Raw genomic sequence first — 23062 nt, 5'->3', positions numbered from 1 at the left:
GCTCAGATGAGCGAACAGCGCGCCGCATTTGCGCGCATGCGCGAGCCGCTGGCAGGCTGAACGCACCCGAGCACCGGTCGTCGATAAGTCGATGACGCGGTGCGCCCCCGAGAACATGGGAGTTCCCGATGACTGACGGCCCCTACCTGCTGGGCATCGACATGGGTACCGGCGGTGCGCGCGCCGGGATCTTCGACGCCGCCGGCGCGCTCAAGGGCGTCGCCTCGACCGAGTGGAAGACGTCCTTCCCGCGGCCCGGCCGCGCCGAGCAGGACCCCGACACGTGGTGGTCGTCCATCGTCACCTCCGTCCGCGGCGCGCTGGCCGAGGCCAAGGTCCCCGCCGACGCCATCGCGGGCATCTCCGTCGACGCCACCAGCTCCACGCTCGTGGCCGCCACCAAGGACGGCCGCCACCTGCGACCCGCCCTGCTGTGGATGGACGTCCGGGCCGCCGCCGAGGCCGAGGAGCTCTCCCGGGCCGGCGACCCGGCCCTGAAGTACTCCGGGCACGGCGCCGTGTCCGCCGAGTGGGGCACCCCGAAGTCGATGTGGCTGAAGAACAACGAGCCCGAGATCTTCGCCGAGGCCGACCTCCTCGTGGACTGCACGGACTGGCTCGTCCACCGCCTGACCGGCGAGTGGACCATGTCCCTCAACCACGCGGCGGGCAAGTACTTCTACGACACCTCCGTCGGGGGCTGGCCCACGTCCCTCTACGACGCGGTCGGCGCGGCCGACCTGCTCGAGAAGTTCCCGGAGCGGGTCCTGCCCGTCGGCACCGCGGTGGGCGGCCTGCGCCCGCAGATCGCCGACGAGCTCGGCCTCGCCGCCGGCACGCCCGTGGCGGAGGGCGCGATCGACGCCTACGCCGGAGCGATCGGGCTCGGCGTCGTCGAGCCCGGCAAGATGGCCCTCATCACCGGCTCCAGCCACGTGATGATCGGCCAGTCCCCGGTGCCGTTGCACGCCAAGGGCCTGTGGGGCTCCTACACCGACGCCGTCATCCCCGGCGAGTGGACCGTCGAGGCCGGACAGGTCTCGACCGGGTCCGTCGTCGCCTGGTTCCGCGACCACCTCGCCCGCAAGGCGAACGACCGCGCGGCGGCGGAGAACCGCTCCGCCTACGAGGTCCTCGACGAGCTCGCCGCGGAGGTCCCCATCGGTTCGGAGGGCCTCGTCCTGCTCGACCACTTCCAGGGCAACCGCTCGCCCTACTCCGACCCGCGCTCCCGCGGCGTGTTCTGGGGCCTCACGCTCGGCCACACCGAGGGCCACATGTTCCGCGCGATCCTCGAGGGCATCTGCTTCGGCACGGAGAACATCTTCCGCACCATGCGCGCGGGCGGCTTCCCGCCGCAGGAGGTCGTCGTCTCCGGCGGTCCCACGAAGAGCCGCTTCTGGATGCAGATGCACGCCGACGTCTCGAACGTGCCGATCACGTTCACCGACGTGAGCGAGGGGCCCCTGCTCGGCTCCGCGATGATGGCCGCCGTCGGCGCCGGCGTCCACGCCGACCTCCCGACCGCGGCCCGGGAGATGGTCCGCACCGTGGATGTCATCGAGCCGGACACCGAGGCGCACGAGGCCTACCAGTACAACCTCGAGGCGTACATCGACACGTACGAGGCCATGAAGGAGCTGACCAACTCGATGTCGCGTCACGTCGACGAGGCCTGACGCCCACCGCAGAACCACCGGCAGCGCCGCGCCCGCGGCAGCGCCCGACCACCAGAAGGGAACCCGAGCCACACATGACCGAGACGATGAAGGCCGTCCAGCTCCACGCCGTCGGCGACGCACGCCTGGAGGAGGTCGAGAAGCCCACCCCGGGACCCGGCGAGGCCCTCCTCAAGGTCGCCGCGTGCGGCGTGTGCGGGTCCGACCTGGACCGCATGTTCAAGAAGGGGGCGCACAAGCTCCCCCTGATCTGCGGCCACGAGTTCTCCGCGTGGGTCGAGGAGCTCGGCGAGGGTGTCACCGAGGTGGCCGTCGGCGACCTCGTCACGGTCCCGCCGATGCTGCCCTGCTTCGAGTGCGCTCCCTGCGTGGCCGGCCACTACAGCCTGTGCGAGGACTACGACTACTACGGCTCGCGCCGCCACGGCGCCTACGCCGAGTACGTCGCGGGCCCGGCGCGGCTCCTGCTCAAGGTGCCCTCGGACCTCGACCCGCGGGCCGCGGCGATGGTGGACCCGTCGGCGATCGCCCTGCACGCTCTGCTGCGGACGAAGCTCGCGCCGGGCAAGCGGGTCGCCGTCGTCGGCGCGGGGGGCCCGATCGGCCTGTTCGCCATCCAGTGGGCACGTCTCGGCGGCGCGCTCGACGTCCTCGCCGTCGACGTCTCCCCGGAGAAGGCGGAGCTCGCCCGCGAGGCCGGGGCCACCGCCACGGCCACCACCCCGGAGCAGGCCGCCGAGGCTGCCGGGCTCGGCTACGACATCGTCGTCGAGTGCTCCGGCAACCCGATCGCCGAGAACCAGGCCGTCGGCCTGGCCGGACGCCACGGCGAGGTCGTGCTCATCGGCATCCCCAACGCCGACGTGACGATCAGCGACACGAACTGGGCGCGCATGATGCGCCTCGAGATCAACATCCTGGGCTCGTGGAACTCGTTCTCGGCGCCGTTCCCGGGCACCGAGTGGACGACCACGGTCGAGGCCATGCACCAGGGCCTGCTCAAGTGGGAGTTCATGATCACCCACGAGCTCCCGCTGGAGAAGGTCGGCGAGACGATCGAGGCGATGTACAACCGCACGATCCACAGCTCGAAGGTGCTGTTCCTGCCGCACGGGCTGTGAGCCCGGCAGGACCACGGACGCGGACGAGGACGACGACGACGGGGAGGCACGGTGCCGGTGCGCAGCGGTGACGAGGAGCGCGACCTGCTCCTGCTGCGGGTGGCCACGCTCTACCACGAGCAGGAGCTGACCCAGCAGGAGGTGGCCGAACGGCTTCACCTCACCCGCTGGCAGGTCGGCCGCCTCCTGCAGGAGGCGCGCCGCACCGGCATCGTCCGGATCGAGATCGTGCATCCACGGGCGCGCTCGCACGCCCTGGAGTCCGAGCTCGTCTCGCGCACCGGCCTCACCGCCGCCGTCGTCGTCCCGCCCGAGCGCGACCCGGTCGCCACGCGCGCCCGGGTCGCCGGTGCCGCCGGCGAGCTGCTCGCCGACCTCAAGGAGTCCCCGGGCACGCTCGCGGTGTCCTGGGGGCGCACGATGATCGACCTCGCCGAGCAGATCCCGCCGTCGTGGTCCGACGGCACGGTGGTGGTGCAGGCGAACGCCGGCCTGCCCCTGCCCGGGGCGAGCAACCCCGGGCAGGTCGTCGCCGAGCTTGCCCGCCAGGCACGGGGCACGGCCGTGTTCCTCCAGGCCCCGGCGATCGTCGAGTCGCCGGACCTGGCCGCCACGCTCATGGGCGACGCCTCGCTCAGGCGGGTCCTCGACCAGGCGCGGGAGGCCGACGCGCTCCTGTTCTCCCTCGGTGAGCCGGTCGGCACGTCCGTCCTCGTGGAGGCCGGCTACCTCAGCGCGGCCGAGGTCGAGCGTCTCGTCGCCCAGGGCGCCGTCGGCGACGTGCTCGGCCGGTTCATCGACTCCCGGGGCCGCCCGGCGGACCCGGCGATCGACGCGCGTACGGTCGGGCTCACGCTCGACGAGGTGCGCGCGTCCCGGCTGCCGATCGCCGTCGCGGCCGGCGTCGCCAAGACCCCGGCCGCGCTCGCAGCCGTCACCAACGGCCTGTGCAAGATCCTCGTCACCGACGAGGACCTCGCCGCCGGCCTGCTCGCCTCCCTGCCACCCGAACCCCCACGACCATCCCGAACGACAAGGAGCACGTCATGACCACCCGTACCCGCGCCGAGGTCGCCCAGCTCGTCGACCACACGCTGCTCAAGCCCGAGTCCACTCCCGACGACGTCGCCGCCCTCGTCCGCGACGCCGCCGAGCTCGGCGCCTACTCCGTGTGCGTGTCGCCGAACCTCGTCCCGCTCGAGGTGCCCGCCGGCCTCAAGGTCGCCGTCGTGTGCGGCTTCCCCTCCGGCGCCCACGCCGCCGAGGTGAAGGCGGCCGAGGCCGCCCGCTCCGCGGCCGACGGGGTCGACGAGATCGACATGGTCATCAACCTCGCCCTCGCGCTCACGGGCCGCTACGACGAGACCGAGGCCGAGATCCGGGCGGTCCGGGACGCCGCCCCGGGCGTGGTCCTCAAGGTCATCATCGAGTCCGGCGCGCTGGACGACGAGCAGATCGTCGCCGTCTGCGAGGCCGCCGAGCGCGCCGGCGCCGACTTCGTCAAGACGTCCACCGGCTTCCACTCCAGCGGCGGGGCCACGACCCACGCCGTCGAGCTCATGGCGCGCACGGTGGGCGGACGCCTCGGCGTCAAGGCCTCCGGCGGGATCCGCGACACGGAGAAGGCCCTGGCGATGATCGAGGCCGGCGCCACGCGCCTCGGCCTGTCCGGCACCGCGGCCGTCCTCGACGGACTGGACGCCTGACCCGGACCCCACGACGGGCTGTTTGGCCGCTGCGAGGAACGCGGCGGCCGGACGGCCGACCAACCGGCGTACCACGGCGTCGCCGGCTCGACGACTGGCGGCGTCACGGCGTCGGGGGCCCGACGACAGGCGGCGTCCCGGCGTCGCCGGTCACCACGGCCGTAGGGCCGCGAGAGGATGAGCGCATGCTGGCCTACGAGTTCCAGTCTGACGGCGAGCTGCGGCTCGTCGAGCGGCCCGTCCCGGTCGCCGACGACGGCGAGGTGACGATCGACGTCGCCGCCACCGGTGTGTGTGGGACGGACCTGAAGATCGCCCGCGGGCAGCACCGGCTCTTCCCGCCCGGCACGGTGCGCGTCCCGGGGCACGAGGTCGTCGGCCACGTCCGGGAGAACCGCTCCGGCGACGACCGGTTCGCCCCCGGGACGCTCGTCGCCCTCGCCCCGAACGTCGGGTGCGGGACCTGCCACGCCTGCGCGGGCGGCCGCAGCAACCTGTGCACGGACTACGCCGGCGTCGGCCTCACCTTCGACGGCGGGTTCGCCGAGGTCGTCCGCGTGCCGGCGCGCGGCGTGGCGGCCGGCAACGTCCTCGTGGTCGACGCGGGCCTCGAGCCGGTCGAGGTCGTCATGACCGAGCCCGTCGCCGCCGTCGTGCGGGGCCTGCGCCCCCTCGACCCCGGACCGGGCGACACGGTGCTCGTCTGCGGCGCCGGCCCGATCGGGCTCACCACCGTGCTGCTGGCGCGGATGCGCGGGGCCGAGCGCATCATCGTCAGCCAGACGTCCGCGCCGCGCCGGGAGCTGGCCGCCGCCCTCGGCGCCGACGACACCGTCGACCCGCGCGCCGAGGACCTCACCGAGCGCGTGCTCGAGCTGACGGGCGGTCGTGGCGCGGACTGCGTGGTCGTCGCCACCCCGGTGGCCGAGGTCTTCGGCGACGCCCTGCGCGCCGCCGCCGTCGGCGGGCGGGTGAACTTCTTCGCCGGCCTGCCCTCGGGGAAGGGTGAGATCGCCCTCGACGCCAACCTCGTCCACTACCGCGAGCTGATCGTCACCGGGTCCACCGCGAACACGCCCGAGGACAACGCGGAGGCCCTGAAGATCGTGTCCTCCGACCCGCGGCGCTTCCGCCGCCTCATCACCGACCGCGTGCCGCTGGCCGACGCGCCCGCCGGGTTCGCCCGTGCGGCGGCGGGGGAGAGCCTCAAGCTCGTGCTTGAGCCGTAGGATCGCGAGCACATGATCGAGATCCTCACACCCCCAGAGATCGCCCGCGGCCGGGTGACCGGCGCGATCGTCGCCGGGATCCTCGGCGCCGTCCGGGAACGGACCGTGCCGGGCACGAACCTCCTCGAGATCGACGAGTGGGCGCGCGACCTCATCGCGATGGCCGGCGCGACGTCCTGCTACGTCGACTACGCGCCGTCCTTCGGGCGTGGCCCGTTCGGCCACCACATCTGCACCGCCGTCAACGACGCTGTGCTCCACGGCCTGCCCCACGACCAGGTCCTCGCCGACGGCGACCTGCTCACCCTCGACCTCGCGGTCCTCAAGGACGGCGTGGCGGCGGACGCGGCGATCAGCTTCGTCGTCGGGGAGTCGACCGACCCCGAGAGCGAACGCCTCATCGACGCCACGCGGCGCGCGCTCGACGCCGGCATCGCCGCGGCGGGCCCCGGGCAGCGGATCGGTGACCTCTCGCACGCGATCGGTACCGTCCTGTCCGACGCCGGGTACCCCGTCAACACCCAGTTCGGCGGCCACGGGATCGGCAGCACCATGCACCAGGACCCGCACGTGCCGAACACCGGCCGGCCCGGCCGCGGCTTCCCGCTGCGGCCCGGCCTCATGCTCGCGCTCGAGCCGTGGGTGATGACCGACACCGACGAGCTCGCGATGGACGACGACGGCTGGACGCTGCGCAGCGCCACCGGCTGCCGCACCGCGCACACCGAGCACACGATCGCCATCACCGACCACGGCGCCGAGATCCTCACGCTGCCCTGATCCGTCCGGCCGGAAGAACGGGCCCGCACGACGCCGGGGGGCGAGGTCCGTACGGACCTCGCCCCCCGGCGTCGTGCTCCTCAGGGTCAGCTCGCGTCGATCGCGTCCGCCATCGCTGCCAGCAGCACGGACACCGAGATCGCGCCCGGGTCCGGATGGCCGACGCTGCGCTCGCCCAGCGACTTCGACTTGCCGAACCCGGAGACGAGCTCGGCGGAGCGCTCCACGCCCTCCGCGGCGGCGTCGGCCGCGGCGCGCGCGGTCGCCGTGAGCCCGTCCGGGACCGCCGAGCGGGCGGCCTCGGCGGCGGGCACGAGCGCGTCGAGCATCGTCTTCTGCCCGACCTGCGCCTTGCCGCGGCGCATCACCTGCTCGGCACCGGCCTCGAGCGCCGAGGCGAACCCCTCGGCGTCGAGGGTGTCGCCGTCGAGGACCTTGGCCGGTGCCCGGAACAGGGTGCCGAAGATCGCGCCCGAGGCCCCGCCGCTCGTGGCGAGCACCGCGGAGCCCACGGCCTTGAACGCCTCGCCCGCGGAGCCGGGCGAGGCCTCGGCCAGGGCCTGCTTCCCGGCCGTGAACCCGCGCGCCATGCCGACGCCGTGGTCGCCGTCGCCGATGGCCTGGTCCGCCTGGGTGAGCCGGTCCTTCGCCGCGACGATCGCGTCGCACGCGGCGGTGAGCACGGCCGTCACCTCGGCAGTCGTCAGCTGGTCCGCCATCGCTCAGGCCTGCGAGTAGGGCAGCGAGCGGCAGGGCGCGGCCAGGAGACGCTCGAGGTCGTCGTCGAGCCGCAGGAGGGTCAGCGAGAAGCCGGCCATCTCCTGGGAGGTGAAGTACGAGCCGACGTCGGTGCGCACGACCTCGATGCCCTTGTCCTCGAGGAGCTGACGGGCCCTGCGGTTGACCACGAGGAGCTCCATGAGCGTGGTCGCCCCGAGGTTGTTGACGAGCAGGGCGACGCGGTCGCCGGAGGAGAAGGGCAGGTCCGCGACCAGCTTGTCGACCATCTTCTCGGTGAGCTCGTCGGCGGTCATCATCGCCGAGCGCTCGACGCCCATCTCGCCGTGCATGCCCAGGCCGATCTCGATCTCGTCGTCGCCGAGCTCGAACGTCGGCTCGCCGGTCTCCGGCAGGGAGCCGGCACGGACGGCCACCCCGAGCGTGCGCGTGGCCTGCTGGGCCCTGACGACGAGCGCCTCGGCCTCCTCCAGTGAGTCCGCCTGTGCGCACGCCGCGCCTGCGATCTTGACGACGTAGAAGGCGCCGCCGATGCCGCGGCGGGTGTCCGGGTCGTCGGTGGCGACGTCGTCGTTGACGAGGACCGTGCGGGTGTCGATCTCGTCGTCGTCCTCGGCGAGCTCGGCACCCATGTCGAAGTTGAGGACGTCGCCGGCGTAGTTCCCGTACAGCAGGAGGACGCCCTTGCCGCGGTCGGCGGCCGCGATGGCCTCCTGGACGTGCTGCGGCGCGGGGGCGGCGAACACGTTGCCGGCCACGCTCGCGTCGGCGAGTCCCTCGCCGACGTAGGCCGTGTACATCGGCTCGTGCCCCGAGCCGCCGCCGATGACGAGCCCGACCTTGCCGTCCTCGATCGAGTCGCGCACGAGCACCCGGGAGCCGGGAGCGCGCGTGAGGGACCCGTGCGAGGCGAGCACGAGCCCGTCGAGCACCTCGTCGACCAGGTTCTCCGGGTCGTTGATGATCTTCTTCGCCTTGGTCATTCCACACCTCGTCGTCGTCGTGCGGAGGCGGCGTCGACGGGGGCGAGGGGACCGACCCCGATGAGCGCGTGCTCACCGCGATGTGAGAAGTTCTCAGCGCCGTGCGCTGCGAGTCTGAGCCTACGCGGGGTGCTGTCCGGGGGAGAGGGGCGGTGCAGTGGGCCGGGAAGAGATGCTCATCTGAGCGGAGTGGGGCGGGTGGTATTCGCGGTGGACGGGCACAGGCGTGCTCATCCTCACGGAAACTCGCTCGACCGGACCGCACGAGTGCCTCGGGGAGCGGGCGGGGGCGCAGCAGGCAGGGGGCGGCCGGACCGGCATACGCCGCGCCACCGCGCCGTTTCGAGGGCCGACGGCGCTGCGCCCCGCGGACCGGCAGCGGGCGGACCTGCTGTCGCGGCACGTGTCCGAGGCCCCGGACCGGGTGCGCGTGGAGCTGCCGGCCGACTGTTGCCATTTCGTGATGTGCGGGTAGCGTCGGGACCTTGAACTGCGAAGGACGGCCGTCGCATCCGCCCCGCGAGTCCTTCGTGACATGGAATCGATCTGATCCGGTCGGGCGGTCGGGCGCGTCGACGGCGCATCCCGGGACGGGGCCGTGGAGTTCAGTGTGATGCAGCAGCAGACCACCACCAGCGGCGCACGGCGATCGAAGCGATTCCTGCGCGGCGGACTGATGACCACCGCGGGTGCCGCGGCCTTCGCCGGGGCGATGCTCATGCCGACGGCCGCGAACGCGGCTGACGACGCCACCTGGGACGCTCTCGCCGAGTGCGAGTCGGGCGGCGACTGGTCGATCAACACCGGCAACGGCTACTACGGCGGCCTCCAGTTCCTCCAGTCGACCTGGGAGGCGAACGGCGGGACCGGGAACCCGGCCGACGCGTCGCGCGCCGAGCAGATCCGCGTCGCGGAGAACGTGCTGGCCACACAGGGCTGGGGCGCATGGCCGGCGTGCTCCGCACAGATCGGGGCCACCGGCGAGGCGGAGCCTCGCGACACGCCCGCGCCCGAGCCGGCGCCCCAGGAGCAGGCACCGGCCGAGCAGGCACCGCAGGCCGAGGCCGCTCCGCAGCAGCAGGCACCGGCCCAGCCCGCCCCGCAGGAGCAGGCACCGCAGGCCGAGCCGGCTCCGCAGCAGCAGGCACCGGCCCAGCCCGCCCCGCAGGAGCAGGCCGAGCCCGCTCCGGCGCTGCCCGACGTGGCGCCGTCCGACGAGACCTACACGGTCGTCGCGGGCGACACCCTGTTCGACATCGCCGAGGCGCACGGCATCGAGAGCGGCTGGCAGGGCATCTACGCCGTCAACCAGGACACGGTCGCCCACCCCGACCTGCTCCACGTCGGCCAGGAGCTCGTCCTTCCCGCCGAGTAACGCGGGCGGAGCCGAGGGCGGGCGGAGGACCTGACGGGTCCTTCGCCCGCCCTTCGCGTGTCTCCGGCTGCCCTCGCCGGCAGCTCTCCCCGGCTGTTCCCTCCGTGTGGGCGGCCTGGGCGGGCCGGGCGGCGTGGGCGGTCCGAGCCGTCTCGGCCTCCGGGCGAGGAGCCGCGTCAGCCGAGGCGGAGAAGTGCGGCCGTGCCGGGTTCGAGGACATGCCCCCCGTCGACGTCGCGCACGTCGGCCGACGCGTGGGTGACGTGCGCGTTGGGCGGGAGCTCGACCGGATCCGGACCGAGCGCGAGCACGAGGTGACGGGAGTCGAGCACGAGCACCAACGCGTCGGTGTCGACGTCGCGCAGCCCGAGGTAGCCCGACGCCGTGCCCAGCTCGCGGCGCAGCCGTAGCCACGCGCGCAGGCGCTCGTAGGTCGAGTCGTCCTGGTGCCGCACGGGCGCGAGGGCCGCCACCAGGTCCCCGAGCGATCCGGTCGAGCTACCCGCTTCGGCGGAGCCGCCGGCGGGGGAGTCGTCCGGGTCGAGCTCGACGCCCTGACGCAGGTACACCGCACCGGGCAGCATGAGCGTCAGCGCCGTCATGGAGCGGACCCGCCGGGCGCTCTCGGCTGCGTCGCGCGCGTGGGCCCAGGTCGGGGGTGGGGCCGCGGCGCGACCGGTGGCCAGGGCCCAGGCCGGGCGTGCGCCGAGCGGCTCGTGGACGCCGAAGACCCCGGTGAGCGCCTCACCCATCGCGGCCGTGTCCCAGCCGGTGCGCGCGAGCCGGTCGTCCCGCGTGGCGTGGAGCCAGTCCTCGTGCAGGACCTCGGCGTAGGCCTCGAGGGAGAGGGCCCGGACGCCGCCGGTGAGCGCGCCGTCGTGCTCGGCGACGACCGCGTGCAAGGCACCGGGGGTCGCTCCGCGGGGGTGGCGCAGCAAGGTCCGGGGCGCGGGTGCGCCGGCTGAGGCGGTCTCCCGCTCGTCCAGGCCGAGCGCGCGGGCGTCGGTGGTGCCGCGTGCGATGCCCAGGTCGATCCCGTCCACCCCGAGGGCGAGCCAGCGCTCCACCCGCGCGAGGTGGGAGGCGCTCGTGTCCGAGATCTCGATCGGCAGCACCGAGGCCACGACCTTCAGCGCGCGACGGTGCGCGCGGCGGACCACGGCGGCCACCGCCTCGGCGACCAGCGGGTGCCGGGGATCGAGCTCGGGGGCCGTGAGCAGGAGCGCGTCGCACCCGAGCGAGGCGACGTGCGGCACGTGAGCGGCGACGTCGTCGAGGGCGTCGACCGTGCGGACCTCGGCGGTCTCGTAGACCGCGGCCGTCGACCACCACGGCAGCGGGTCCGTCGGCCTGCGGTGGAGCATCCGCGTGGCGCGCGAACCGGTCGTGGCGGCGTCGGTGGTGATCGTCGCGAGAGCCATAGACGGACATTGTGGCCCCGCCCGGGCGGCCCACCAAGCCCACACGGCGCGAGAGGGCGGTTCTGCCCGGCGAGCGAGCGTGGTTCTGCCCGGCGAGCGAGCAGCCGCCGGCATGCCCGTCGTGCTCGGACATCACGGCGTACCCGCAGATGAGCGATCCCGGCACCGGCGGCTGCGATTCACCTGGCGGCCGCCGGAGATCCAGCCACCGTTCACCGGGCGCTGGTCTGCTCCGCAGGGATGCGCCCTCGGCGCACCCACCATCCCCCTGAACGCGAGGAAGAGGAGAGTCGTGCGCGCACGAGCTCGAAGAATGTCCACCGCGGCGGCCGGAATGCTCGCCGCCGCTCTCGCCGCGACGCTCGCCGCACCTGCGCTCGCGCAGCCGGCGCCCCCGGACCCGGCGGCACAGGACGATCAGACCGACGAGAACGACCAGGCGGCGGAGGGGTCCCGCTGGACGCTCGCCAACCTGCCGGACACCCAGTTCTACTCCCGCTACGCGGCCGACCAGTTCGAGCCGCGCTACGGCAGCAACCCGTACCAGGCGCAGACCGAGTGGCTCGCCGAGGTGCGCGACGAGCTCAACATCCCGTTCGTCACGCACGTGGGCGACGTCGTCGACCGTGCGGGCGTCGAGCGCGAGTGGGAGACGCCGGACGCTGCCCACCAGGTGCTCGAAGACGCCGGCCTTCCGTACTCGGTGCTGCCCGGCAACCACGACCTCACCGACTCGAGGTCGAACGACACCGAGCTGAGTCCCGACGAGCCTTACCTGCAGTGGTTCTCCCCGGAGCGCTCGGCCGCGCAGTCCCCGGACTCGGGCCGCGACGCCACCGGCTTCAGCGAGTACCACGTCTTCGAGGCCGAGGGGCAGGAGTACCTCGTGCTCTCGCTCGCCTGGCGCACCTCGGACGAGACGCTCGAGTGGGCCGACCAGGTCATGGCGGAGCACCCCACGCTCCCGACGATCCTCGTCTCGCACGAGATCCTCGGCGTCGACTCGGACGGCGTGACCGCTGTGACGGGCGGGAACGGGGAGCGGCTGTGGGACGGGCTGATCCGTGACAACGACCAGATCTTCCTCACGCTCTCGGGCCACAACCACGGGTCGACGCACCGGGTGGTGGAGAACGACAACGGCAACGGGGTCATCCAGATCCTCCAGGACTGGCAGATGCACTACGAGGGCGGCAACGGCTACCTGGGCCTGCTCGAGTTCGACCTGGAGAGCGACGCGATCCACGTGTCGGCGCCCTCGCCGTGGGTCGTCGGCAAGGACCCCGAGGACCTGACCGTCCACGACCGCCCGATGCTCGACGCTCCCAACGAGGAGTACACGGTCGACATCGACTTCGCCGAGCGGTTCTCCGGCTTCAACCCGGACTGGGAGCCGGGCGACGGCGAGGACACCTCGCTCACGGAGCGCGCCCGCAGCCTCATCCTCGACGGCTTCGAGGGCGTGCCGCCGGTCGACCGTGCGGTTCCGGGCTCCACCGAGGACTTCGTGCGCACCGAGGGGACGGTCGCGCACTGGCGGCCGAACCTCGTCGACGCGGAGATCGGGGAGGTGCTTCCCGAGGGCGCGATCCTGCCCGACGTCATCCGTGAGGACCAGGCGATGACCCGCGGTCCGATCGACACCTCCCCGACGGCGCAGGAGGCGGACGTCTCCCTGTGCGAGGGACACGCCTTCTCCTCCTCCGCGAGCGGCATCTGCTTCGACAACTCGTCCAACAGCGACGACCGGTTCAGCTACTTCAGCACCGAGCACGGCGTGCCCGTGACCAACGTCGAGTTCGACGACGGCTACACGATCGAGGCGTTCATCAACATCTCGGAGGAGTGGACCGCCGAGGAGAACGCGTGGACCCGCGCGCTGGCCCGCTCCGGCAACCGCTCCCGCATCCCGGACATGGCGCAGATCTGGGACTACACCGACTCGCCGGCGTCGATCGGCTTCTCCAACCTGCGCGAGTTCCAGTGGACGGTCGTCCCCGAGGACCCCACCACCGGCGACCGCACCGCATGGTCCGGCGAGATCACCTCCGACGACTGGTACCACCTCGCGATGGTCAACGACCCCGAGGACGGTTCGGTGACGATGTACGTGGACGGCATGCCGATCCTGCGCAACATCAGCGACGGCAACGGCATGTCCTTCGAGGAGGGCTACCCGTGGATGATCGGCGCCGCCCTGAGCGACGACGAGGTCGGGGCCGGCTGGCACGGCGGCGTCGGTGAGGTCCGCGTCATCGACCGCGCCACCGAGCCCGGCGAGTGGCTCATCGACCGCCCGGAGGTCGAGGCCTTCACGGCCCCGACGGCGGAGCTCGAGTCCGGCGCCGACGGCGTCCTCCCGGCGCTCACTGGCACCGGGCAGCCGGGCGCGACCGTCGTCGCCACCGGCGCGGTCACCGGTGAGGCCGTCGTGGCGGAGGACGGTTCCTGGACCCTCGAGGGTGCCCTCGCGGACCCGACGGCGACCGGCACCCACGAGTTCGGCCTCACCCACGGGTTCGGCGAGCGTCGCTCGGAGGCCGTGGCCGGCCAGGTGACGGTGCCGGGCGACGACGAGGAGCCGGGTGAGCCTCGTCCGGACCCCGAGCCGGAGCCTGAGCCGGTGCCGCCGTCACCGGGGCGTGGGTTCTACCTGAACGACGGGTGGGGGATCTGGGCCGATCACGAGTTCAGCTTCGGTCGTCCGGGTGATGAGGTGCTGGTCGGTGACTGGGACGGCGACGGGTCCGACACGCTGGCCGTGCGTCGGGGTAACGCCTACTTCCTGTCCAACTCGCTGTATGGCGGTGCGGCGGAGGTCGAGCTGACCTACGGGCGTGCGGACGATGCGGTGCTGGTGGGTGACTGGGACGGGGACGGCGCGGATTCGTTCGCGGTGCGTCGTGGGAACAGCTACTTCCTGTCGAACTCCCTGACCGGTGGGAACGCGGATGCGGTGCTGGACTACGGCCGCGCCGACGACACCGTGCTGGTCGGGGACTATGACGGCGACGCCGTCGACACCTTCACCGTCCGCCGCGGCAACACCTACTTCGTCTCGAACTCGCTCAGCACGGGCTGGGCGGACGTCGAGCTGGACTACGGCCGGGCCGGTGATGACGTGCTGGTTGGTGACTGGGACGGCGACGCGGTCGACACCTTCGCCGTGCGCCGCGGGAACCTCTACCTGGTGTCGAACTCGCTGACCTCCACGGTGGCCGACACCGAGGTCCGGTACGGCCGGGCCGGCGACGAGGTGTACGTCGGTGACTGGGACGGCGACGGCTCCGACACCCTCGGAGTCCGCCGCTGACCAGAACCTGATGCCGATCATCGGCGAGTGAGCGGACCTCTGCTCTGCTCCACGAGTGAGCGGAGTTCTGCTCCGCCGGTGAGCGTCGCCCGGACCGAGGTCCGGGCGGCGCTCACCTGTCGGGCGGGCCCCGCACCCTGATGGGGTGCGGGGCCCGCCCGTCGTCGTCGCGATGCTCGGTGCTCGGCTCGGTGTGGTCGGTGAGTCAATGGGGTAACCATCGAGGCAGTGCCCCCGGGGGACTGCCTCGACGGTTACCCGATTGACTGGGCAACGGCGCCTCGGCGCGACACCGGAATCCGCTCCCCAGCGGGCAGAAGTCCGCTCACTCGCCACACGGAACGGGCAGAGGTCCGCTCACTCGTCATAAGCGCCGGCAGTACCGCGCTCACTCGCCGGGTTGGGGAGGGCGGGAGCAGCGCGGGACCGGGCCACCTAGACTTGATCCGTGAGCGCATCGGCGGAGCAGGTCGCACGGACGAGGTCCGTCCCGGCCCCGTACACCGCCACCGACGCCGACCGATGGTGGCCCGAGGAGGGCAAGAATCCGCGTCGCTCCCCGTTCCAGCGGGACCGCGCCCGCGTGCTGCACTCCTCGGCGCTGCGCCGTCTCGGCGCAAAGACCCAGGTCCTCGGTCCGAGCTCGGACGACTTCGTCCGCACGCGTCTCACGCACTCCCTCGAGGTCGCGCAGGTCGGCCGCGAGCTCGGTCAGGCGCTGGGGTGCGACCCGGACGTCGTCGACGCTGCCTGCCTCTCCCACGACCTCGGTCACCCGCCGTTCGGCCACAACGGCGAGCGCGCGCTGCACGAGGTGGCCGCCGGCATCGGCGGCTTCGAGGGCAACGCCCAGACGCTGCGGCTGCTCACCTCGCTCGAGCCGAAGATCATGACCGACGACGGCACCGGCGTGGGCCTCAACCTCACCCGCGCCACGCTCGACGCCACCGTGAAGTACCCGTGGGCCACGGGTGCCGGCCCGCGCCGCGCCGACGGCACGACGACGGCGAAGTTCGGTGTCTACGCCGACGACGCCGAGACGTTCGCCTGGCTGCGCGACGGGGCCCCCGATCGGCGCCGCTGCCTGGAGGCCCAGGTCATGGACCTGGCCGACGACGTCGCGTACTCGGTGCACGACGTCGAGGATGCCGTGGCCGGGGGCCGCGTCGACATCGCGGGCGTCCGAGCCGACCGCGTGCAGGACGGCGTCGTCGCCCAGGTGCGCTCCTGGTACGACCCGGCGCTGAGCGACGACGAGATCGGCGCCGCCCTCGACCGCGTCCTCGCACTTCCGGTCGTCCCGCGGAGCTTCGACCACTCGTGGGCGGGCCTCGCGGCGCTCAAGGACATGGCGAGCCAGCTCATCGGCCGGTTCTGTGCCGCGGCCGAGGACGCGACCCGGGAGCGCCACGGCGAGGACCCGCTCACCCGGTACGCCGCCGACCTCGTCGTCCCGCCGGGCACCGAGGCCGAGATCCTCGCGCTCAAGGGGGTCGCGGCGCACTACGTCATGGCGCCGCGGGAGACCGAGCCGCTCTACCTGGCGCAGCGCACGATCCTCTTCGACCTCGCGGACGCGCTGAGCGCGGGCGGGGCCGAGCATCTCGAGCCGCACCTGGCGCAGCGCTGGCGAACCGTCGGCTCGGACGCCGAGCGCCTGCGCGTGGTCGTCGACCAGATCGCGTCGCTCACCGACACGTCCGCGCAGCAGTGGCACGCCCGGCTGTGCGGGATGCTCTCCGAGGTGTACTGAGTGGCGGGCATGATCCGCCGCGAGGACATCGAGGCGGTCAAGGAGCGGGTCCGCATCGAGGAGGTCGTCGGCGCGCACGTCACGCTCCGGTCCGCCGGCGTCGGGTCGATGAAGGGCCTGTGCCCGTTCCACGACGAGCGCACCCCCTCGTTCCACGTCCGCCCGCAGGTGGGCGTCTGGCACTGCTTCGGCTGCGGCGAGGGTGGCGACGTCGTCAGCTTCGTCCAGCGGATCGAGGGCCTGTCGTTCGCCGAGGCGATCGAGATGCTCGCCGACCGGGTCGGCCTCGAGCTGCGCCGGGAGGACGGCGAGGGTCGCTCCCGTCAGTCGTCCGGCACCGAGCCCGGCCGTCGTCGCCGTCTCGTGGAGGCCAACCGGATCGCGGCCGAGTACTTCGTCGACCAGCTCTCCTCGCCCGGCGCCGCGCCCGCCCGCGCGTTCCTCGCCGAGCGGGGCTTCGACCAGGCCGCCGCGGCGCACTTCGGCGTCGGGTTCGCCCCCGAGGGCTGGGACCACCTGCTCAAGCACCTGCGCAGCCGCGGGCTGACCGACCAGGAGATCCTCGCGGCCGGCCTCGTCTCTCAGGGGCAGCGGGGTGTGTACGACCGGTTCCGGGGCCGCCTGGTCTGGCCCATCCGCTCCACCTCGGGGGAGGTACTCGGCTTCGGCGCGCGCCGGCTGCTGGAGTCCGACCAGGGGCCGAAGTACCTCAACACCCCCGAGACGCAGCTGTACCGGAAGTCGCACGTCCTGTACGGCATCGACCTCGCGCGCAAGGACATCGGGCGCGGTCGGCAGGTCGTCGTCGTCGAGGGGTACACCGACGTCATGGCCGCGCACCTGGCCGGCGTGACCACGGCCGTGGCCACCTGCGGCACCGCGTTCGGCGAGGACCACGTGCGCATCGTGCGCCGCCTGCTCGGGGACGTCGGCGACGCCGCGTCCGGCGTGATGACCGCCGGGTCCGCGCGCGGCGGTGAGGTGGTGTTCACGTTCGACGGCGACGCCGCCGGGCAGAAGGCTGCCATCCGCGCGTTCGACGAGGACCAGCGTTTCGCCGCCCAGACCTTCGTCGCCGTCACGCCCGGTGGCCTGGACCCGTGCGACCTGCGGCTCGAGCGTGGCGACGCCGCGGTCCGTGACCTGGTCGCCGGCCGCGAGCCGCTGTTCGAGTTCGTCATCCGTTCCTCGCTGGCCTCCCTCGACCTGGGCACCGCCGAGGGACGCGTGGCGGGCCTGCGCTCGGCCGCGCCGGTGGTCGCCGCGATCCGCGACCGCGCCCTGCGCGGCGAGTACGCCCGGCAGCTCGCCGGCTGGTTGGGGATGGACGACGTGAGCGTCCGCCAGGCCGTCCGGTCCGCGGAGAGCAGCGCGCGGCGCAGCGCGGCCCCGCCGGCACGGTCAGGCCCGGGAGGACAAGGAGGACCGGGGGGACAGGGAGGACAAGGAAGACCGGGCCCCGACGGCGGAGCCTCGCCCGCGTACGACGGCGGGCCCGGGCAACCGGGCGGAGGCCGTCCCGACGGGCAGCTCGCCGGTCAGGGTGGTTCGTGGGGGGCGACGGCGGGCGGCGCCGTCGGGCACCGTGGCCCGGAGGACCCGGTCGCGCGGCTCGAGCGACAGGTCCTCGAGGTCGCGCTCCAGCTGCCCGCCGACGCGGCCGCAGCCGGCTTCGACTCACTCTCGGCCGACACCTTCACCGTCCCCTCCTACCGTGCCGCGCACGACGCGATCCGGGCTGCCGGCGGGGTCGCGACCTTCGCGACGCACCTCGCCGAGCGGCGCGGCGCCGGGGCGGGCGAGCAGGCGGCCCAGCGCGAGGCTGCCGCGCACTGGGTGGAGGCCGTGCGGGAGAACGCGGTCGGACCGGTGGCCGACTCGGTGACCGGCATGGCGGTGGCCCCGCTCCCGGAGGACCGCCCCGAGGCGTTGAAGGACTACGCGCGCGGCGTCGTCGTCGCGCTGGTACGCATGGGGCTCACCCGGCTCATCGGTGACGCCAAGGGTGCGCTGCAGCGCACCGACCCCGACGACGCTGCCTACGCGGAGCGGTTCGCCGCCCTCATGGAGCTGGAGTCGAGGCGACGCTCGCTCGGCCCGCCGTAGCCCGCCGCGGCCCGCAGTAGCGCACCCGGCGAGCGTCGCGGTCGGGAGCGTCAGTCGATCGTCCAGGCCAGGGCCTCGGTCTCGCCGCCCGAGACGATGTTCGTCACGGGCTGGTAGATGACGTCGTAGGAACCCTCGACGGGATCGGGCACGAGCACGGTGCCGGTGGCCTCCTCGCCGGGGCCGACCACCGGGGGCAGGGACTCGGAGTCGTCGATGCACCCGAGGACGTCGACCGCGTTGATGTCGCCCTCTGAGGTGGACACCGTGATGCCCGGCAGCGGCGGGACGGCGGGGACGAGCTCGTCGTCGTGCGCGACCACCGTGAACGTCAGGGCGGTGAACGGGTCGCCCGGGGAGGTGGCGCACTCGGCGTCGCGCTCGACCGCGTCGAGGGTGACCTCCATGCCGTTCTCAAGCGTGTGGGTCTCGCCGATCTCGAGGAGCGTCGCGTCGTCGGGGGTGCCAGGCCCGTCGGCGTCGTCGTCGCTCGGGGACTCCGCGCCGCCGGTGTCGTCCTCCGACCCGTCGTCGGTCTCGGACTCGTCCTGCGAGTCGGTGTCGGACTCGTCCCCGGGCCCGGTCCCCTCCTCGGTCGGGTCGTCGCTCGGCGTCTCGTCGCCGGAGGGGTCCTCGTCGGTCGGCGGGGCGGAGTCGGAGCCGGACTCCCCGCTGGGAACCTCGACGTCGGCATCGTCGGTCGCGGCCTCCTCGTTGCCGGAGTCGCGCAGGAGGAAGAACCACACCGCGACGGCGGCCGCCGCCACGGCGAGGACGCCGAGGATGACGGCCAGCCAGGGGAATCCTCCGCCGCGCGGGGTCCTCCCGCCGTCGCCCGGGGGGAGGTCGCCGCCGGATCCGCCGCCGTAGGAGGGCTGGTAGGTGGGGGCAGCTCCGGCCCCGCCGGCCGTGTACTCACTACCGCGGTAGGCCGAGGCCCCCTGGGCTCCGCCCGTGCGGTCGGAGCCGTAAGCCGACGCGCCCTGGGCTCCGCGCCCGTGGTCGGAGCCGTACGCCGAGGTGCCGTGCCCCGCGGAGCCCTGGCTGCCGGAGACCGGACCGTAGGCGCCGGGGCCGTCGGCGCGCGGCGCGTCGCCCGCGTGGACGGGCCGGGTGGCGTCGGCCCCAGGCTGCTCGAACGCGTTCCCCTCGTGGCGCCAGCGTCCCTCGTTGCTCATCGTGTCCTCCCAGGTCTGCCGCCCGGCCGGGCGATGCGCGTCAGCCTACGGGCGCGGTGCGCCCCGGCAGCGCGACCGGAAACGGGGAGGGGTGCCCGGGTTCTTGTCGGAGGACCGATCTCAGTCGATCGTCCAGCGGACGAAGGTCTGCGGGCCGGCGTCGTCGAGAATGCCGGGCTCGAGCTCGACGTCGAACCGCCCCGGCCCGGGGGCGAGGACGAGGACCGTGCCCGACACCGTCTCGCCGGGGGAGACCGTGCTCGGGAGGGCCGTCGAGCCGCCGGCCAGGCATGCGGGCGTCACGGCCGTGAGCGTGCCGCCGGGCGAGCTCAGGGTGACGCCGGGGACGAGGGTGAGGGCGGGTGCCCGGGTGTCGGCAGGCACGGTCATCGTCACCTCGAGCGCGACGACCTCTCCGGACGGCGCCCAGGCGGCGGAGCACTGCAGGTCGCGCTCGACGTCGTCGATCGTGAGGGTGGTCCCGTCCGGCCCGGTCCACGTCTCGCCGATGGCGACGACGTCGACGACGGCGTCGTCCCCGGCGGCGGCCGAGCCCTGCGTGAGAGGGAACGCGTGGGCGATGCCGGCGGGCAGGTCGCCCCCGGCTCCGGGCGTCCCCGGTGGGAGCGGGAAGGGGAAGGGGAACGGCGAGTCCGGGCCGTCCGGCGGGGGCGTGGGCGACGGCGTCGGTGAGGGGACGGGCGCGGGCGTGGTCGGTGGTGCGGTGGGTGGGACTGTCGGCGCGGGACTCGCGGTCATGGCGGGTGGCGGTCGTACGGCGTCCAGGGGGAGCCCGTCGCGCTCGGCGGTATCGACGACCCAGTAGCCGACCACGGCCGCGAGGACGACCGTCGCCGCCCCGACGACGAGCCAGGGCCAGTCGTGCGAACGAGCGACGTGCCGACCACCCCCCGCTCCCACAGGGGCGGTGGCGGTGGCGGGGTCCGGGCGTGCTCGGTCGGGACCGGTCTGTGTCAGGTGGCCCTCGTGGAAGTCGAGGTGGGGCGGCAACCGGCCGTCGGCGTACCGTCCGGGCCCGTCCTGGTCGTGGAAGAACTCCTCGAGATAGCCGGCCCGGGCCAGCCGGTGCTCCTCGTCCACCATGCCGACCTCCGCGCCGACGCTTCCGGCACCGCGATCCTCTCGCAGTGCGGCCCGCCGGGCGGCGGGTGGCGCCGCCACGCTAGCCCGGTGTGGCTCACGTGGGGCCGGGGACCGGCCTGGTCCGACCGGATCTCGACGCTCCTGGACGGCTCTGGACGGCGCAGGGTCAGTCGATCGTCCAGCGGGCGACGGACAGGTCGGTGCCCGGCATGGCGATCCCCATCATCGGGTCGTACTCGAGGGTGAACGGCCCGTCGGCCGGCGGGACGAGGAGGACGAGACCGGTCTCGGTGGCGCCCGGGTCGACGAACGGCTCGAGCTCCTGGCTCGTGTCGCTCAGGCATCCGATCGCGTCGAAGGAGTTGATGTCGCCCTCGGGCGACTGCAGCGTGAGTCCCGCCGACGGGGAGGTCGCCTGGGTCGAGCCCGCGGCCGTGACGGTGAATTCCAGCGCCACGAAGGAGTCGGTCGTCAGCGGCTGGCCGTCGCACTGGAAGTCCCGCTCGAACGAGTTCAGGGTGATGGTGTGGCCCTCGGCGGTCTCGAAGGGTGCGCCGACCTCGACGTCGACGACGGTGGCCTCGGACTCGCCGCTGCCGCCGGGGATCTCCGGGAACGGGGCGTCGCTGCCGTCCCCTCCGTCACCGCCCGGCAGCTCGGGGATGTCGGTCGGCAGGTCGTCGGGCATCGACGGCATCCCGCCCTCCGGCATCTCGCCCTCCGGCACCCCATCCTCCGGCAGCGCGGGGAGACCGCCCTCCTGCTGCGGCTCCTGCGCGCTCTCGTCGTCACCCGCGAAGAAGAGGAAGTACGACCCGACGCCGAGGGCCGCGACGACGACGACCCCGACGAGCACCCACAGCCAGCTCTTCGATCCGCCGGACCCGGGACCTCCGGGTTGCTGGGGTCCGCCGTAGCCGCCGGGTTGCCCGTAGCCGCCGGGTTGCCCGTAGCCGCTGGGCTGCCCGTAGCCCTGGGGCGGGGGACCGTACCCGTGAGGCTGCTGGCCGCCCGGCCCGGCCTGCGGCGGATAGCCGCCCTGCGGCGGGTAGCCGCCGTGCTGCGGATAGCCGCTCTGGTCGGGATACCCGCCCTGCTGCAGGTAGTCGCCCTGCTGGCCCCACTGGCCGTCGTTCGACACGTCTGGTCCTCCACACCTCGTCGTGCCGTGGCCGGGCCTCGGCCCGTCGCACGCCGCCCACCGTTCCCGGCGGACAGCGCCACGGTATGTCTGCGCCGGGTGGCGGGGGCCGGAGCCCGATGGGGAGTCCTCACCCGCGGCGGGCCCGGACGTACGTCGGCGCCGCACGCTGGGCGTGCGGCGCCGATGTCATGGTCGGGTACGGGTCAGCGTGCGCTGCCCTCGGCCGAACCGGTCGTTCCCGCGGGGGTGGTGAGGATGCAGATGCCCTCACGGTCGTTCGCCTGGTCCCAGGTCTCCTGGGTGGGGGTGAGCAGCTGAGCCGCGAAGACGCTGGTGGCGTAGTCGATGCCGACGTACTCCTCGAACGCCGCCTCGCACTCGGCCTCGAGCTCGCTGGCGACCTGCTCCGCACCCGGGAACTCGTCGCCCTCGAAGGTGTGGACGACGTAGACCTCACCGGTGTGCTCCTCGGTGCAGTCCACGACGGGGAGCTCGGAGACGGTGCCCTCCCCGCCGCTGGTTGCTGCGTCCATGTCGAGGCACTGACCGACCTCGAACTGCTGGACGGTCGACGTGCCGCCCTGCGGTGCGTCGGTCTCCTCCGTGGTGGGTTCCTCGGTGTCCTCCGTGGTCGGTTCCTCGGTCTCGTCCGTGGTGGGCTCCTCGGTCTCGTCCGTGGTGGGCTCCTCGGTGTCCTCCGTGGTGGGCTCCTCGGTCTCGTCGGTCGGCTCGTCCGTGCCCTCCTCCGGTGGCGCCGACGAGGTGGCCTCGTCGGTCGGCCCGCCGGTCGCGCTCTCGTCGTCGTCGCCGGAGAAGAACAGGAAGTACGCGCCGACGGCGAGCGCGGCCGCGACGAGCAGGCCGATGATCGCCCACAGCCAGCCCTTGCCGCCTGAGCCCCCAGAATCCGGCCCGTCGTCACCAGGGCTGCCGGGGCCACCGGGCCCACCAGGTCCGGGCCCGTAGCCGGGTTGCCCGTAGCCGCCCTGGGCCGGATAGCCTCCGGCCTGGCCGTAGGCGGGCTGCTGGCCGTACGCGGGCTGCTGGCCGTACCCGGGCTGCTGGCCATACGCGGGCTGCTGGCCGGACCCGGGCTGTTGCCCGTAGCCGCCCTGCCCGGCAGCGCCCGCGCCCTGGTCCCATCCACCGTTGGCCGGGTACCCGGCCCCCTGGTCGAAGCCGCCCTGTTGCGGGTTCCCGCCGGGCTGGCCCCACGACCCGTCGTTCGACATCGTGCCCTCCTACGTCGTCGTGTGCTGCACCCGAGCCCGGCCCTCCGGTCGGCCCCCGTCGGCAACGGATGCCTGCCAACGATATGTGCCGCTGACCAGCGCCGCAGGGATGTTCCCGTCCGGGGTCCCGTGGGTCTCGTCGCGCTGCGGGCCCGCCCCCGCCGCGGCTACCGTGCGAGGTGCATCGATCGTCGACGACG

General features: G+C 73.5%; 17 protein-coding genes. 10 read left to right on the top strand and 7 right to left on the bottom strand.

The genetic code is table 11. The features are described from left to right. The first annotated feature begins 128 nt into the window (after nucleotides 1-128). The 6 genes from ACPYO4_RS09595 (at nucleotide 129) to map (ending at nucleotide 6515) form a co-directional block, all read left to right on the top strand. Nucleotides 129-1679: an FGGY-family carbohydrate kinase gene (locus tag ACPYO4_RS09595; RefSeq protein WP_425709006.1), complete on the top strand. Its 1551-nt coding sequence runs from the start codon at nucleotides 129-131 to the stop codon at nucleotides 1677-1679. A gap of 74 nt (nucleotides 1680-1753) precedes the next feature. Next, nucleotides 1754-2800: a galactitol-1-phosphate 5-dehydrogenase gene (locus tag ACPYO4_RS09590; RefSeq protein ID WP_425709005.1), complete on the top strand. Its 1047-nt coding sequence runs from the start codon at nucleotides 1754-1756 to the stop codon at nucleotides 2798-2800. 51 nt (nucleotides 2801-2851) lie between these two features. After that, nucleotides 2852-3850: a sugar-binding transcriptional regulator gene (locus ACPYO4_RS09585; protein ID WP_425709004.1), complete on the top strand. Its 999-nt coding sequence runs from the start codon at nucleotides 2852-2854 to the stop codon at nucleotides 3848-3850. Then, nucleotides 3847-4506, top strand: coding sequence for a deoxyribose-phosphate aldolase (gene deoC / locus ACPYO4_RS09580; protein ID WP_425709003.1), 660 nt, complete (start codon nucleotides 3847-3849; stop codon nucleotides 4504-4506). Before ACPYO4_RS09585 ends, deoC begins: the two co-directional genes overlap by 4 nt. Before the next feature lie 185 nt (nucleotides 4507-4691). Continuing rightward, entirely contained in the window at nucleotides 4692-5735 is a 1044-nt protein-coding gene (locus tag ACPYO4_RS09575; protein ID WP_425709002.1) for a zinc-binding dehydrogenase, read from the top strand. A gap of 12 nt (nucleotides 5736-5747) precedes the next feature. After that, nucleotides 5748-6515: a type I methionyl aminopeptidase gene (gene map / locus ACPYO4_RS09570; protein WP_425709001.1), complete on the top strand. Its 768-nt coding sequence runs from the start codon at nucleotides 5748-5750 to the stop codon at nucleotides 6513-6515. An 86-nt stretch (nucleotides 6516-6601) separates the two neighbouring features. Here map and dhaL read toward each other — a convergent pair whose 3' ends face one another. Next, nucleotides 6602-7234, bottom strand: a complete 633-nt coding sequence (dhaL, locus tag ACPYO4_RS09565; RefSeq protein ID WP_425709000.1) for a dihydroxyacetone kinase subunit DhaL — start codon at nucleotides 7232-7234, stop codon at nucleotides 6602-6604. A gap of 3 nt (nucleotides 7235-7237) precedes the next feature. Continuing rightward, entirely contained in the window at nucleotides 7238-8236 is a 999-nt protein-coding gene (locus ACPYO4_RS09560) for a dihydroxyacetone kinase subunit DhaK (protein ID WP_425708999.1), read from the bottom strand. 613 nt (nucleotides 8237-8849) lie between these two features. Between ACPYO4_RS09560 and ACPYO4_RS09555 the strand changes: the two genes are divergently transcribed. Then, on the top strand, nucleotides 8850-9611 hold the full coding sequence (locus ACPYO4_RS09555) for a transglycosylase family protein (protein WP_425708998.1): 762 nt from the start codon (nucleotides 8850-8852) through the stop codon (nucleotides 9609-9611). Nucleotides 9612-9787: 176 nt separating this feature from the next. Here ACPYO4_RS09555 and ACPYO4_RS09550 read toward each other — a convergent pair whose 3' ends face one another. Further along, entirely contained in the window at nucleotides 9788-11032 is a 1245-nt protein-coding gene (locus ACPYO4_RS09550) for a hypothetical protein (RefSeq protein ID WP_425708997.1), read from the bottom strand. A gap of 313 nt (nucleotides 11033-11345) precedes the next feature. Here ACPYO4_RS09550 and ACPYO4_RS09545 point away from each other — a divergent pair, with 313 nt between their 5' ends. The 3 genes from ACPYO4_RS09545 (at nucleotide 11346) to dnaG (ending at nucleotide 18204) form a co-directional block, all read left to right on the top strand. Continuing rightward, nucleotides 11346-14345, top strand: coding sequence for a metallophosphoesterase (locus ACPYO4_RS09545; RefSeq protein ID WP_425708996.1), 3000 nt, complete (start codon nucleotides 11346-11348; stop codon nucleotides 14343-14345). A 448-nt stretch (nucleotides 14346-14793) separates the two neighbouring features. Further along, on the top strand, nucleotides 14794-16098 hold the full coding sequence (locus ACPYO4_RS09540) for a deoxyguanosinetriphosphate triphosphohydrolase (RefSeq protein ID WP_425708995.1): 1305 nt from the start codon (nucleotides 14794-14796) through the stop codon (nucleotides 16096-16098). Next, nucleotides 16099-18204, top strand: coding sequence for a DNA primase (dnaG, locus tag ACPYO4_RS09535; protein WP_425708994.1), 2106 nt, complete (start codon nucleotides 16099-16101; stop codon nucleotides 18202-18204). Between the two features lie 50 nt (nucleotides 18205-18254). Here dnaG and ACPYO4_RS09530 read toward each other — a convergent pair whose 3' ends face one another. The 4 genes from ACPYO4_RS09530 to ACPYO4_RS09515 form a co-directional block, all read right to left on the bottom strand. Continuing rightward, a complete protein-coding gene (locus ACPYO4_RS09530; RefSeq protein WP_425708993.1) occupies nucleotides 18255-19382 on the bottom strand; it encodes a hypothetical protein in 1128 nt (375 codons plus the stop codon). A 120-nt stretch (nucleotides 19383-19502) separates the two neighbouring features. Next, nucleotides 19503-20486 (bottom strand): hypothetical protein, encoded by a 984-nt coding sequence (locus ACPYO4_RS09525; RefSeq protein WP_425708992.1) that lies wholly within the window; start codon nucleotides 20484-20486, stop codon nucleotides 19503-19505. A gap of 166 nt (nucleotides 20487-20652) precedes the next feature. Beyond that, nucleotides 20653-21627, bottom strand: coding sequence for a hypothetical protein (locus ACPYO4_RS09520; RefSeq protein ID WP_425708991.1), 975 nt, complete (start codon nucleotides 21625-21627; stop codon nucleotides 20653-20655). A gap of 206 nt (nucleotides 21628-21833) precedes the next feature. Beyond that, nucleotides 21834-22862, bottom strand: a complete 1029-nt coding sequence (locus tag ACPYO4_RS09515) for a septum formation family protein (RefSeq protein ID WP_425708990.1) — start codon at nucleotides 22860-22862, stop codon at nucleotides 21834-21836. Nucleotides 22863-23062 lie beyond the last annotated feature (200 nt).

Source organism: Georgenia sp. Z1491, assembly GCF_049856175.1.
GTDB lineage: Bacteria > Actinomycetota > Actinomycetes > Actinomycetales > Actinomycetaceae > JB111.
The sequence above is the reverse complement of the archived record's forward strand: the minus strand, read 5'-3'. Positions and strand labels throughout refer to the sequence as shown.

What these genes read in the sequence shown, in the direction of transcription:
- ACPYO4_RS09595 (WP_425709006.1), top strand. Translation starts at nt 129, where the DNA reads ATGACTGACGGCCCCTACCTGCTGGGCATCGACATGGGTACCGGCGGT.
- ACPYO4_RS09590 (WP_425709005.1), top strand. Translation starts at nt 1,754, where the DNA reads ATGACCGAGACGATGAAGGCCGTCCAGCTCCACGCCGTCGGCGACGCA.
- deoC (WP_425709003.1), top strand. Translation starts at nt 3,847, where the DNA reads ATGACCACCCGTACCCGCGCCGAGGTCGCCCAGCTCGTCGACCACACG.
- ACPYO4_RS09575 (WP_425709002.1), top strand. Translation starts at nt 4,692, where the DNA reads ATGCTGGCCTACGAGTTCCAGTCTGACGGCGAGCTGCGGCTCGTCGAG.
- map (WP_425709001.1), top strand. Translation starts at nt 5,748, where the DNA reads ATGATCGAGATCCTCACACCCCCAGAGATCGCCCGCGGCCGGGTGACC.
- dhaL (WP_425709000.1), bottom strand. Translation starts at nt 7,234, where the DNA reads ATGGCGGACCAGCTGACGACTGCCGAGGTGACGGCCGTGCTCACCGCC.
- ACPYO4_RS09560 (WP_425708999.1), bottom strand. Translation starts at nt 8,236, where the DNA reads ATGACCAAGGCGAAGAAGATCATCAACGACCCGGAGAACCTGGTCGAC.
- ACPYO4_RS09555 (WP_425708998.1), top strand. Translation starts at nt 8,850, where the DNA reads ATGCAGCAGCAGACCACCACCAGCGGCGCACGGCGATCGAAGCGATTC.
- ACPYO4_RS09550 (WP_425708997.1), bottom strand. Translation starts at nt 11,032, where the DNA reads ATGGCTCTCGCGACGATCACCACCGACGCCGCCACGACCGGTTCGCGC.
- ACPYO4_RS09545 (WP_425708996.1), top strand. Translation starts at nt 11,346, where the DNA reads ATGTCCACCGCGGCGGCCGGAATGCTCGCCGCCGCTCTCGCCGCGACG.
- ACPYO4_RS09530 (WP_425708993.1), bottom strand. Translation starts at nt 19,382, where the DNA reads ATGAGCAACGAGGGACGCTGGCGCCACGAGGGGAACGCGTTCGAGCAG.
- ACPYO4_RS09525 (WP_425708992.1), bottom strand. Translation starts at nt 20,486, where the DNA reads ATGGTGGACGAGGAGCACCGGCTGGCCCGGGCCGGCTATCTCGAGGAG.
- ACPYO4_RS09515 (WP_425708990.1), bottom strand. Translation starts at nt 22,862, where the DNA reads ATGTCGAACGACGGGTCGTGGGGCCAGCCCGGCGGGAACCCGCAACAG.